A 12346-nucleotide genomic window follows, 5' to 3' on the forward strand; every position below is an offset into this window, starting at 1 on the left:
AAAAGCCAACGCGGAGCGGCCCCCAGGCGTCAAGCGCAACTACTTAACGAGTGCGCAACGCAACACTCCGCCGACCATGTAAAGACATGACGGAAACGCCTCCAAAGGTCCTTTACGGACTCTCCATGGCAGCGACAGGAAGGGAGGGACCCGAGGCCCCGGCGCCCGAGCCTGGAAGCGAATGAAGTCAGCCATGGGCGGACTTTGCATTGCCTTTACCTGATGCCCTACATACGATTACCCCGACCATCACAGCCGTCACAGCCCTCCGACCAAGGGCGCCTACGGCCGAGCAGCAAGGCACGGGGGTGCTGAATGACCACTGGCGAGCTGTCCGTACTCGGGCTTCCGGAACTCGAAGAGCGGCTCTACCGCCACTTCCTGAGACATCCGGGGACGACGGCGTACGACATCCACATGCACCTGGACGCACCACCGGCCGAGGTCGAGACGGCGCTGGAGCGGCTCGTCGCACTGTGCGTCCTGACGGAGGGCATGGCCGGCACATATCTGCCCGCGGCGCCCGAACTGGTCGTGGACACCCTGACCGACCTGCGACTGAAACAACTGCATGATGAGATGCGGGCGGTGACGCGGGCCCGGCATCTGGTCAGCTCCTTCTGGCGCGAGAAGGAGGAAGCCCCGGCCGTGCCGCCGGTCGTGGAGAAGATCGACAGCCTCGACACCATCCGCAGCAGGATCGACGCCCTCGCCTTCTTCGCCCGCGAGGAGATCCTGTCGGCCGAGCCGTACACCGCGCTCACCCACGACAACATCCAGCACGCCCGCCCCCTCGACCTTCGCTGCATCAAAAGGGGCGTGCGGATCAGGAACGTCGTGCTGAGTGCCGCCATGGAGGACCCCCTCACCGCCGACTATCTGCAAGAACTGGCCTCGCTGGGTGCGGAGATACGCGTGGTGGACGAGATCGCCACCCGCATCCTGGTCTACGACCGCCGCACCGCACTGACGCCGGTCGACCCGGCCGACAGTTCGCGCGGGGCGCTGGTGGCGCAGGAGGCCGGGCTCGTCGCCAACATCGTGGCGCTCTTCGAGAAGATCTGGTCCGGCGGCGTGGAGTTGGAGGCCTTCGCACAGGAGGACGACGAGAACCGGCTGCCCGGAGTGGAACAGCGCGTCCTGGAGGCCATGTGCCGGGGCACCAAGGACGAGATCGGGGCGCGCGATCTGGGCGTCTCGGTGCGCACGTACCGCCGCTACGTCGCCAACATCCTGCTGACCCTGGACGCCGCGAGCCGTCCGCAGGCGGCGCTGCTCGCACGGGAACGCGGCTGGATCTGAAGGGTCCCGCCGGGCGGCGGTCCGGAAATCCTTCCGGGTCGGGAGTCCGATGGACTTGCCATGATGGAAAGTCGAGTTAGACTTTCCATCATGGAAAGCAGCCTTCCCGAAGACCCCGCCGCCGCCCGCGCGGCTCTCGACGACGCGCACAGCGCCCGCGCCGCAATCGCCGACCGCGCCACCGCCCCCTGGTGGTACCACGCCGGCCTCGGCCTCGGTGTGGGCCTCGTCTTCGCCTCGATCGACGCCGGTGGCAGCCTGGTGCCCAGCGGCGTGATCGTCGGAGGCCTCGTCCTGCCGACGGCGCTCACCCTGAGCGTCGCCCGCCTGCGGGGCGTCTCCGTCAACCGCTCCGTGTCCGCGCCGGGCACCCGCGGACTCAATGGCCTGTTCCTGATCGTGCTCGTCGTCCTCGGCGCGGCGGGCCTGACCCTGAAGTTCGCCGCGGACCTGACGGGGGCCATGACGGTCGCCGGTCTCCTGGCCCTGGCCCTCACCGTCTACGTCAGCCGGCGCAACGACGAGGCGCTGCGCCACGACCTACTGCGCCGGACCTGACCGTGCCCGGTCTCGACGAAGTGATCCATCCGGCCCACCGGCTGCAGATCTGCGCCATGCTCGCAGCCGTCGAGTCCCTGGAGTTCTCCGTGGTCCGCGAGGCTCTCGGGGTCAGCGACTCCGTCCTCAGCAAGCAGATGAAGGTCCTCCAGACGGCCGGCTACGCGACCGTCAAGAAGGCCCCCCTGAACTCCCGGACCCACACCTGGCTCGCTCTCACCGACAAGGGCCGCGAGGCCCTGGCGGGTCACCTGGCGGAGCTCCGCCGGATCGCGGCACTTGCGGACCCGGCGAAGCGGTGACTCGTACGGCTCCGGTGCACTCCTCGGCGGTGCACCGGAGCCGTACGGCCGACAGCGCCTGCCTCAGCCATGGGCGGCCGGCACGGGGACCAGCTCCCTCGCCCGGTCCGGGGTTACTGCGCCGAGGAGAACGGTGTCCATCTCGGCACCGAAGAGTTCGGCGCCCGCCCGGGCGACCTCCTCGGCGGGGACCTCGCGCAGCAGCCGGGGCAGGCGGGGCAACAGGTCGCAGGCGCGGCCCGCTGCGGTCAACTGGCGCAGCAGGTCGGCCTGGGCGGCCGGAGAGTCGAAGGCGCCCAGGGCCTGGGCGGCACAGAACTCCCGGGACCGCGCCACGTCCGCCTCGGTGAACGGCTCCTCCCGGGCGCGGCGCAGCTCCTCGCGGATTCCGGTGATTGTCTCGTCCGCCAGGTCCGGTGCCACCCGCGCCCGTACGAAGACCCGGGGAACGTCCAGGACCATGTCCCGCCCGCTGTACGCCTCGTGGCCCGCGCTCGTCACCCGCCGCAGGCGGGCGGCCAGCCGGGAGCCGAACCAGCCACCGAACACCGCCGTCGCCAGATAGCGGGCGGCCTCGGTGGTGTCCGCGCCACAGGTGCTCCAGCCCGGCGCCGTCGGCTCGGGTGCGCAGAGGGTGAGGTGCAGTTCGGGCTCCGCCGGTGAGCGCAGTACGAGGAGCCGTCCGCCGCCACCATGGTGCCGGTCGGTCACCGCGGGGCGGGAGACCGTGCCGACCGGACGGCCGGAGAATGCGTCCCGCGCCGCCGCGGCCGCCCGCTCCGGGTCCACGTCGCCGAGCAGCACCAGGACGCCACCCCTCGGGTCCCAGGCGAACGACTCTCCCATGGGGTCGTCCGCGGCCCAGTACCGGCGGATCGCGTCGTCCATGAGGCGCCCCGCAGCCGGGCGAACGGTCCGGTGATCGGTGGGCGGTGCGCCGAACGGCCCCGGCGGTGTGGTGAGTTCGGCCAGGGCAGCCAGCCAGCCGGCCAGCTCCCGCGGCGGCACGAATCCCGTGACGTCCAGCCACTGTCCGTCCACCTCCGCCCGCAGGGAGCCGCCGAGCGCGGCCGCACGCTCGGCCGCACGGGTACGGCCCAGAGCGCGGCCGAGCAGGGCCTCGGCCGCGGTCGGCTCCCGCCAGCCGGACGGACCCAGCGGCAGCCGGAGCCGGATCTCCACCGACGGAACCCGCCGGTCCGCGACTGCGACCACCCGCGTCCCGTTGTCGAGCACCACCTCGTGCGGCGGCGCCGGTTCGGGATCGAAGGGCGGCCCGTACGAGGGGACGGGCCGAGCGGGCCGAAGGGTTCGGGCCGGCGAACGTCCGGCTGTTCCGGCCGACTTGACGCCACCGTCGGTGAGCCGGGCCTGAGGCCGGGTGCGCTCGGCGCCGGGTCGGAGCACCAGCACCGCCGCCGGGGCCCGACCCAACTCCCTTGCCGCATCCGCCACTTCGGCGGGCCCCACGGCGGACAGGTGGGCCGGGAGCGCGTCCAGCAGTCCGGCCTGTCCGAAGAGGATCTCCAGCCGCCCCAGTGCACGGCACCGCGCCTGCAGATCGCCGTGGGCCCGGTGATGCTCGGCCGTCATCAGCCGTACGGTCCGCCGTACCGCCTCCTGCGGGGGCCGCCGCGCCCAGTCCGCCCACCGTCGGGTGATCGCGTCCACCGCCTGCCTCGGCCCGGCGCCCGACGGCAGCAGGGCGGTGACCACCAGGGCGTCGGGGTCCTTCGCGTCCAGCGGGCCGAAGAAGCCGCAGCTCGTGCTGACCGGGGGCAGGCCCGGCCCCGGCGGGCCCTGTTCGGCGGTGAGCCGGGCCAGTACGGCGTGCGCCAGGTAGGCGGGCAGGTCGGCCGCCGGGTCGGGCAACCGGTGGCCGGTCGCCAGCGCGGTCGCCGTGACGCCCGGCTCGGTGCACTCCACCCACCGCTCCTCGGCGGGGCGGGGCTCGGCCAGCGCTGGGCCGGGCGGCACCGGGCGGGGAGGAAGGCCGGCGAAGTGCTGTTCGATCAGGGCGCGTGCGGCCACGGGATCGGATGCGCCCACCACGGTCAGGACGGCGTTGCCAGGGGCGTAGTGCGCCGCGAAGAACTCCTCGCAGTCCGCCACCGTGGTGGTGTGCAGGCGGTCGGCGTCACCGTATCCGTCATGTGCGTTGGCGAACGTCCGGAACACGGCGCCGGGCAGCAGCGGCCAGGGGAACCCGCCGTACGGTCTGCCGTGCACCGCCTGGTGGATCTCCTGTGCCACCCCGGCAAGCTGCTCGGCCAGCGCGGCCTCGGTGAACAGCGGGGCGCGCATGCGGTCCGCCTCCGCGAACAGGGCCCGCTCCAGCGCCTGGGCCGGTACGACCTGGTAGTAGTCGGTGTAGTCCTGATGCGTGGTGCCGCCCGCTCGGGCACCGAAGCGATGTACATGGTCGTAGTAGCGCCCGCCTGGCAGGCTCGCGCTGCCGCGGAACATCAGGTGCTCGAAGAGGTGGGCGAACCCCTCCCGGCCGGGCGGCTCGGAGCGGAATCCGGTGCCGTAGTGCACGGCCACGGCCACCCTCGGCTGCGGGAAGCGGCAGTCCAGCACCACCCGCAGCCCGTTCGGCAGGGTGAACCGGACAAGCCGTGGACCGTTGGCTCGCATGACGAACATCTCCCGTGGGTGGTGGCCCGGTCGGGCCTGCGATCGGCCTGGTCAGAGGTCGACGAGGAACATCAGAAATTTGGCGTAGTGGTCGAACCCGGCCGTGTGCCAGTCGACATAGGAGGCGATGTCATGGACGTGCAGCAGGATCCGCAGCGCCGCCATGTGGTTCCACCGGTCGCCGAGGTCCCGGCCGTACCCCTCGAAGAACACCTCGAGGAGCAGCTGCCAGCCCTGCTGGTCCCCGCCCAACTGCCACTTGAGCTCGACGAGTTCGCCGAGCACCCAGCCCAGGTCGAAGTACCATGGAGCGACGGCCAGGTCCTCGCCGGTCAGCAGGGCAGCCGGGCCGTCGGCACTCGGGACCACCAGCGAGCCGAGGCCCGGAGCGCCGTGCACCAGGGTCACCTCGGTGTCCTCGGCGAGTTCGCGGCACCAGCCGGTGACCTTGGACCACCTCTCGGGCCCCAGTCGGCCACGCAGTCGGGCACCGACGTAGGCGGCACGCGGGACCGGAGCCCGGCCCGCCAGCCAGGTGTCGAGGCGCACCAGGCCGCGCGGCGGGCCGAGCCGACGCTCCGGGGGCGGCGGTCCGTCCGCGTGCAGCAGGCTCAGTGCCCGGCCCAGGCCTCCCAGCGCCCCGCGCAACTCCGGCCGGGGGCCGCCCGACAGCAGCCGGTTGGCCACCGACTCACCGCCCGCGACGGTGTACCGGCGGCTCGTCGCGTCGCCGCGGCCCAACGCCAGCCGCACTGCGCCGTCGCGGCCGACCGCGGTCAGCCTGTCCTCGATGGCGCCGACGGGCCGGAAACCGGCAGGCGCCAACCGGCCGGGAGACCTGGACCATTCGTGCTCGCCCGAGGTCAACTGCCGTACCCGGGTGCGCAGCAGGTCGGTGCCGTATTCGACGCGGTGTTGCGCGATGGGCGCTTCCGGGCCGCTCATGCGCGGGCCAGGTCTGCGGCGAAGCCGGCCAGGGAGACAGGCGGTTCGCGGTCCGGGGCGGCTGCCGCGAGCTCGGCGCGACGGTGTTCCAGCATGCGGATGACCTCCGGCAACAGGGGCGGCACCCAGGCGTCCGCGCGACCGGTGGTCAGGCTGACGCCGGGGTGCGGCGGGACGAGGACGGTGTGGGGGCGGGCGGCCAGCGTGGCCCAGTGCGCCTGGAAGGCGGCACTGTCCAGGCCACCAGGCGGCAGGGCGGGGGCGACGGCCACGGGAGCGCGCGTGCAGTGACAGGCGAGCAGCGCGGGCGAGTCGGCAAGACCCAGCGCCAGCCGGGCGGTGAAGTGGAAGGTCGCCGGATACACCACGATGCCCTGGGCCCATTCGGCCAGTTCGACATGGCGGGCGGTCGGCTCGTCCTCGGGCCACTCGTCGAGCAGTACCTCACCGCGCCGGTGCAGCCGGCCGGCGAGCGCCTGCCGGGTGACGAACCGCTGGGCGGTGCGGGTGAGGACGAGCTTGATCTCCAGGTCCGGATAGGAAAGGCGCAGCCAGTCGGCCCAGTACGGCATGCCGGTCGCGAAGGCGGAGCCGGCGCTCACCACCAGGAGCCGTTCCATGTTCAGCGCGGGCGGCGGCGCGTCCGGCACCGTGCCGGCCGGCAGCGGTGAGCCGTGTTCCGTCATGACGTCACCTCGGCGAGGATCGCCTCCAGCTCGCGCAGCGCGCTCCGGCCGCCGTACGTTCCCTGCACCCCGGTCACGTTCAGCACGATCTCGTCGACACCGGCTTCGTGATATGCGGCGAACTCCTCGGCGAGCACCTTCGGTTCGCCGTAGAGGAAGGCACGCCCCGCCACGAGCCTGGCGGCGCCGGCGGCCGGGTCCGTGCTATCGGTCTCGATGCCGGAACGGCGCAGCATGTCCACGTAGTGCGGCAGCCGCAGATGCCCGATGTTGCTCGCCAGGGCCAGGGCGGCCGGGTCCCGGTCCGGGCCCGCCAGGGCGACCGGCACGATGGCCACAAGCCGGGGTACCTGACGCCCCGCGGCCTCGGCGCCCTCGCTCAGGGCGGGGACGATCGTGTCCCGCAGATAGGCCGCGGGCGTCAGCCAGGTAATGGCTGTGTCGGCCACCTCGCCGGCCAGCCGGGCCATTCCCGGGCGCAGGACGCCGAGCCCCACCTCGATGGGCGGCCGGGGCACCGGCAGCAGCTTCCCATGGCAGGTGAAGTAGGTACCGTCCTGCTCGACCGGCTCGCCGTCGAGCAGGCCCCGCACTGCGGTCAGGTACTCGCGCGCGGCGGTCAGCGGACTGCGGTACGGGGCCCCGCACATGCTGCGCTGCAACACCGCCGCGCCCGGCCCGAAGCCCGCCACCACGGAGTGCCCCGTGGCCGCGGCCACCGACTGGGCCTGCAGCGCGGCCTCGTAGGGGTGCGTGAACGGCATCAGCGTCACGCCCAGTCCGACCGGCACCCGGAAGCCGGAGGCGGCGGCGTAGGCGAAGGCCTGGTGCGGCTGGTTGAGCATGGCCTGGCCCTGCCACAGCCGGTGCGCACCGCTCCACTGGGTGAGCGCGGCGTACGGCAGGATCTGCTCGGGTCGCGGCGATGCGAAGGGCATGAGGACGGAGTAGGTGGGTGTCGTGCGGTTGCTCACGGTGCGGCTCCTGGCCGGTGTCATCGGGACGAGGTGCTCAGGACCTGGCCGCTCACCAAGTCGGCATAGTCGGGGCAGCGGTCGAGAAGGCCGAGGTGGGTGCCCTGGTCCAGCACCCGGCCGGCGTCGAGCACGATCACGTGGTCGGCGTGCTGGACGGTGGAGATGCGATGGGCGACGACCAGGACGGCACGGTCGGCGGCCAGTTCGTCGACCACCTCGCGCAGTTTCTGCTCATTGACGGAGTCCAGCTGGGAGGACGGTTCGTCGAGCAGCACCAGGCGGGCGTCGGCGAGCAGGGCACGGGCCAGGGCGAGCCGCTGCCGCTGTCCTCCGGAGAGGTCGGCGGCACCGCCCAGGACCGTGTCCAGACCCTGCGGCAGCCGCCGTATCTCCGCCGCCAGGCCGACCCGGTCGAGGGCGGCCAGCAGGATCTCGTCGGCCGGGGAGTCCTCCCGGCCCAGCAGCAGGTTCTCCCGGACCGTGTCCTGCAGCAGCGTGCAGGACTGGTCGACGTACGCGATCCGGGACCGCAGTTCGTCCAGCGGCCAGTCGGTGAGCGGGCGTCCCAGCACCTCGATACGGCCCCGGTTCGGCTCCATGAAGCCCTCGATCAGGCCCAGCGCGGTCGTCTTGCCCGACCCCGACAGGCCGACCATCGCGGTCAGCCCCGTCGTGGGGACGGTCAGGGCGGCATCGCGCAGGACGGGGCAGCCGTCGTCGTATCCGAAGCCGACATTCTCGAAACGGACGGCCACGGGGGCGGCGTCCGGGGCCGCAGCCGCCTGGCGGGCCGTGATCCGCACCGGCCGCCCGGACGTCTCCGTCGGCATGGCGAACAGCCCCTCGAACCGACCCCGGGCCGCCAGCCCCGTCTGCAGCCCGCTCACTCCGGAGGCCGCCATGATCAGCGGTGCAGTGAGCTGGAGCAGATACAGCAGAAAGGAGACGAAGTCGGCCAGGGTGAGGTGACCGTGGAGCATCCGGCTGCCGCCGCCGATGACCACGCTGACCAGAGCGATCTGCTGGCCCAGGTTGATGATCGGGACCATCAGGGACTCCATCCGGGCCGCCCTGACGGACAGTGCGGCGACCTCGCTGGCCCGCTCGGCGAGTCGGTCGCCGACCGCCTTCTCCGCGCGGTGGGCCTTGATGATGGTCAGCGCGCCCAGTGCGGCGACGAACTGCTGCGCCAGCGTGCCGACTTCGCCCTGGACGGCGACGTAGGTGCGGCGCAGCCCCCGGACCACCAGGACGACGAGTGCGGCGGCGACCAGGAAGGCCAGCACGGTGATCAGCAGCAGGACCCAGTCGAGCAGCCCCATGATCACCAGGGTGCCCAGCACGGTGACGCCGGCCATCGGCAGCTGGATCGGGCCGATGTCGACGAGGTTCTTCACCATCGCCGCGTCCGCGGTCACCCGGGACACCAGATTGCCGGGGCCCTCGCGCCGGGCGTCGCCCAGCCGCAGCCCAAGGGCGTGCCGCATGGTGCGCACCCGCAGCCCGAGGATCAGCTCCTGCCCCATCCGGCTGAGCAGATATGCGGCCAGCGCCCCCGCGGCGGCCGAACCGAAGCCGGCGCCCACCATGACCAGGACCCACCAGGTCGGGCTGGAGCCACGCTGGATGACAGCCAGCAGCCTGCCCACCACCATGGGCAGGGCCAGCGTCGCGCCGGTGGAGACCAGCGCGAGCAGGGCGACGGCGCCGACCTGGACGCCCTTGCCCCGGGTCAGTTCGCGCAGGATCCGCAGCCGCTCCGGCCGCCCCGCGTTCCGTTCGTTCTCCATGTCCGCTTCCCCCTCCTCGACCAGCCCTCAGTGCGCCGCACCGCGCAACGCCTCCCCGACCTTGACGATGCCGCCGTACCTGAGCAGGCCGCCGCGGTAGACGCGGCCGCCGACCCGGATCAGCAGGGCGATCGCCAGCAGCATCAGGACGAACGCGACCCCGATCTGCCACCACGGCACCGCTGAGGCCGCCATACGCATCGGCATAGCCGCCCAGGACAGGCCGGGCACCATCGACACGACGGTCAGCGGTATGTCGTCCGGACCGCCGCGCGCCGCAAGTGCGGGTCCGGCCAGGCTCAGCATCTGGAGCATGTTCACCGGCCCGATGACGTGGTTGACGTCCTCCTGGCGGGACACCAGCGCCCCGGCCACCGCGTAGAGCGTGACGAAGAGGACATATCCCGGTACGAACCACAGCAGCAGGTTGGCGACGGTGCCGATGGCGCCGAGCGGAGCGTCCAGTGCGCCGAAGCCGATCGCCGCGGACAGGGCCGCGGCCGCCATCAGCAGAATCTGCACGAGCGCCGCTGCACCCAGTCCGGCGATCTTGCCCGTCAGCAGATGCCAGGCCCGGACCTTCGCCAGCAGCACCTCGACGATGCGGCTGGACTTCTCCTCCGCGACGCCCTGGGCGATGCCCAGACCGGAGATCAGCATCAGGACGAACAGCAGGACCACACCCAGCCCGGCGGTCATCGTCCGCTCCTGAACCTCGTCCGCGTCCGCGTCGAGGGCACTGACTCTCAGCACCGGAGGCTCAAGGGCCCGCTCCTGCTCGGCTGGTGGCGCCCCGAGCCGTGCCAACCGCTCCACCGACGCGGCCGTCCGCTCGGCCTGCCGGATCGTGCGGCCCAGGTCGGCGGGGAGCTTGCGCAGCACCAGCACCTCGCCGCCGGGCAGCACCGCGGCATCCACCGTCTCCTCGCGTACGGCCGCGCGGGCGGCGGCCGCGTCGTCGTACTCCTCGACGCCGACCTCGGTCCGCAGGGCCGCGGCGACCGTGGTCCGCTCGCCGACGACCCCCACCTTGGGCGGGTCCTCGCCGTCGCCCGTGATCACGCTCGTCAGCCCGAACGAGAGGCACATCATGGCGGCGGTCACGATCACCGACGCCCAGAAGGCCTTGTTGCGCAGCTGCCGGGTGATCTCGCGGGAGGCGACGATCCTGATCAGTTCCAGGTCCGTGCGGTGCGTCACGCCTCTACCGCCTCTCGGAAGATGTCGCCCAGGCCAGTCTCGTGGCGCCCGAAGTGCTCCACCCGTCCCACGGTCTGCGCAGCGGCCAGCACATCCTGTGCCGCCCGGTCGGACTCCAGCTCCAGGGTGGTGACGCCGTCCCGTTCGGCCAGCACGCGCGCGCCTGTCAGACCGCGCGCCCACAGCGGAGGCACGTCCCGCACCGTGATGCGGACCCGGCCGGGACCGGCGGCGCGGCGCAGCTCCTCCACCGTGCCTTCGGCGACCAGGCGGCCGTCGCGCAGGATGCCGACCCTGTCGCACAGCCGCTCCACCAGCTCCAGTTGGTGGCTGGAGAAGACGACCGGCACGCCTTCCCTGGCTCTCTCGAGAAGGACGTCGGCCATGGCGTCCACCGCCACCGGATCGAGCCCGGAGAACGGTTCGTCGAGAACGAGGACGACCGGGTCGTGGATGAGCGCCGCGATCAGCTGGACCTTCTGCTGGTTACCGAGGGACAGCTTCTCCAGGGGATCCCTGGGGCCGGCCACCACGCCGAGCCGCTCGATCCAGCGCGCGGCCCGCTCCCTCGCCTCCTTCACCCCGAGCCCGCTCAGCCGCCCGAAGTACACGAGCTGGTCGAGGGGTGTCATCTTGGCGTAGAGGCCTCGCTCCTCCGGCATGTATCCGAAGCGCCGACGCGAGTGGGCGTCCACTGCGGCGCTGCCCCAGCGCACGCTCCCGGAGTCCGCGGCGAGCACGCCGAGGGCGATGCGCATCGCAGTGGTCTTGCCGGCCCCGTTGGCCCCGCAGAACCCGAACAGTTCACCGGGCCGCACCTCGAAACTCAGCGCGTCGAGGACGCGCCGGCCGCCGAACCCCTTGCTGACGGCATCGAAACTCAGCACGGCGAGAACTCCAGAATCGAACGGACGGGGGTGACTGGTCCCTGCCGGGTCAGGCGCAGACCCGCCGCCGCGCCGAGCGTCGTCAGCTGTTCCACGGTGCGCACGGGTGCGGGCATCGTGGCCCGCAGCCACAGCTCCAGGGCCGCCGAGTCGGGTGCCTCGCGTGGGACGTGCAGATTCACCTCGGCGACCAGGACCTTGCCGGACGGCCCTGCCGCTTCGGCGCAGCGGCGCAGGATCGCCGTGGCCTGCTCGTCGGTCCAGTCGGCGAGCACCGCCGACAGCAGGTAGACGTCGGCGCCCGCGGGCAGCGGCTCGAAGAAGCTGCCCACCACCGCCTCGGCCCGGTCGGCCAGACCGGCTTCGGCGATACGGCGGCCGGCGACCTCGGCCGCGTTCTTGAGGTCGAGCAACGTGCCGCGCAGATGGGGCCGGCGGCGCAGCAGCTCGATCAGGATGACGCCGCTGTGGCCGCCGACGTCGACCACGTGCCGGGCCCCGCTCCAGTCGTGACCGTCGAAGATCAGCTCGGCTCCCCAGCCGGGTCGCCCCTCGGGCTCGCTCTGCTCCAGTGCCTCGACGAAGGCGGGGTCCTCGTTGACGCTCTCCCAGTAGCCGCGGCCGAAGACGCCGGTGTGGGCCGGTTCGCCGGTGCGCAGCGTGTGCAGGATGTTGACCAGCGCGAGAGCGGACCGGCCGTAGAGGCCGTCGGTCGTCAAGTGCCCGCGCAGGCTTGCCGGATGGTCCTCGCGCAACGGCGCACCGAGTTCGGTGACGGTGTAGGTGCCGTCCTCGTCCCGGCTCAGCACCCCCTTCGCGGTGAGGTGGCGCAGCAGGAGGCCCAGCAGGTCCGGGCGGGTGCCGGTGAGTTCGGCCAGCTTCGCCAGGTCACCGCTGCCCGCACCCAGCCGGTCCGCGATGCGGAGGGTGGCCGCGGCACGGATCGCGGCGGGTGTCAGGAGGTCCGCCATCTCCAGCAGATCTGCATGGTCCGGTTGATGCGGCAACGGTCGGTTCCCATCTGGTGCGCGGGTGAACAAATCCGAAAGGGGGTGGGGGAAG

The 12346-nt window shown here is 72.3% G+C and carries 11 protein-coding genes; 3 read left to right on the forward strand and 8 right to left on the reverse strand.

The genetic code is table 11. The annotated features are described in order from the left end of the window. Nucleotides 1–315: 315 nt before the first annotated feature. The 3 genes from ACWCRD_RS05405 to ACWCRD_RS05415 all read left to right on the forward strand — a co-directional run bounded on the left by ACWCRD_RS05405 (nucleotide 316) and on the right by ACWCRD_RS05415 (nucleotide 2162). Nucleotides 316–1302 (forward strand): helix-turn-helix transcriptional regulator, encoded by a 987-nt coding sequence (locus ACWCRD_RS05405; protein ID WP_450964626.1) that lies wholly within the window; start codon nucleotides 316–318, stop codon nucleotides 1300–1302. A gap of 90 nt (nucleotides 1303–1392) precedes the next feature. Continuing rightward, complete coding sequence (locus tag ACWCRD_RS05410) at nucleotides 1393–1860, forward strand: hypothetical protein (RefSeq protein WP_450964627.1); 468 nt, start codon at nucleotides 1393–1395, stop codon at nucleotides 1858–1860. Between the two features lie 2 nt (nucleotides 1861–1862). Beyond that, nucleotides 1863–2162 carry a transcriptional regulator gene (locus tag ACWCRD_RS05415; RefSeq protein WP_450964628.1) on the forward strand — a complete coding sequence of 100 codons (300 nt, stop codon included), beginning with the start codon at nucleotides 1863–1865 and terminating at the stop codon, nucleotides 2160–2162. A gap of 63 nt (nucleotides 2163–2225) precedes the next feature. Here the strand turns inward: ACWCRD_RS05415 and ACWCRD_RS05420 are convergent, their stop codons facing one another. Genes ACWCRD_RS05420 through ACWCRD_RS05455 form a run of 8 tightly spaced genes read right to left on the reverse strand, consistent with a single transcriptional unit; the run spans nucleotide 2226 to nucleotide 12291 of the window. After that, on the reverse strand, nucleotides 2226–4799 hold the full coding sequence (locus tag ACWCRD_RS05420) for an insulinase family protein (RefSeq protein ID WP_450964629.1): 2574 nt from the start codon (nucleotides 4797–4799) through the stop codon (nucleotides 2226–2228). Nucleotides 4800–4850: 51 nt separating this feature from the next. Further along, nucleotides 4851–5744 carry a hypothetical protein gene (locus ACWCRD_RS05425; protein WP_450964630.1) on the reverse strand — a complete coding sequence of 298 codons (894 nt, stop codon included), beginning with the start codon at nucleotides 5742–5744 and terminating at the stop codon, nucleotides 4851–4853. Further along, nucleotides 5741–6430, reverse strand: coding sequence for a flavoprotein (locus ACWCRD_RS05430; RefSeq protein ID WP_450964631.1), 690 nt, complete (start codon nucleotides 6428–6430; stop codon nucleotides 5741–5743). The genes ACWCRD_RS05425 and ACWCRD_RS05430 overlap by 4 nt, the downstream gene beginning before the upstream one ends. Then, nucleotides 6427–7404, reverse strand: a complete 978-nt coding sequence (locus tag ACWCRD_RS05435; RefSeq protein WP_450964632.1) for an LLM class flavin-dependent oxidoreductase — start codon at nucleotides 7402–7404, stop codon at nucleotides 6427–6429. The genes ACWCRD_RS05430 and ACWCRD_RS05435 overlap by 4 nt, the downstream gene beginning before the upstream one ends. A gap of 20 nt (nucleotides 7405–7424) precedes the next feature. Continuing rightward, nucleotides 7425–9197 (reverse strand): ABC transporter ATP-binding protein, encoded by a 1773-nt coding sequence (locus tag ACWCRD_RS05440; protein WP_450964633.1) that lies wholly within the window; start codon nucleotides 9195–9197, stop codon nucleotides 7425–7427. A 27-nt stretch (nucleotides 9198–9224) separates the two neighbouring features. Then, nucleotides 9225–10397: an ABC transporter permease gene (locus ACWCRD_RS05445; protein ID WP_450964634.1), complete on the reverse strand. Its 1173-nt coding sequence runs from the start codon at nucleotides 10395–10397 to the stop codon at nucleotides 9225–9227. Continuing rightward, entirely contained in the window at nucleotides 10394–11284 is an 891-nt protein-coding gene (locus tag ACWCRD_RS05450; protein WP_450964635.1) for an ABC transporter ATP-binding protein, read from the reverse strand. The genes ACWCRD_RS05445 and ACWCRD_RS05450 overlap by 4 nt, the downstream gene beginning before the upstream one ends. Further along, the gene (locus tag ACWCRD_RS05455) at nucleotides 11278–12291 is read right to left on the reverse strand and encodes a methyltransferase (protein WP_450964636.1); all 1014 of its coding nucleotides are present in this window, start codon (nucleotides 12289–12291) and stop codon (nucleotides 11278–11280) included. The genes ACWCRD_RS05450 and ACWCRD_RS05455 overlap by 7 nt, the downstream gene beginning before the upstream one ends. Between the last annotated feature and the right edge of the window lie 55 nt (nucleotides 12292–12346).

The organism is Streptomyces sp. NPDC002092 (assembly GCF_053593775.1).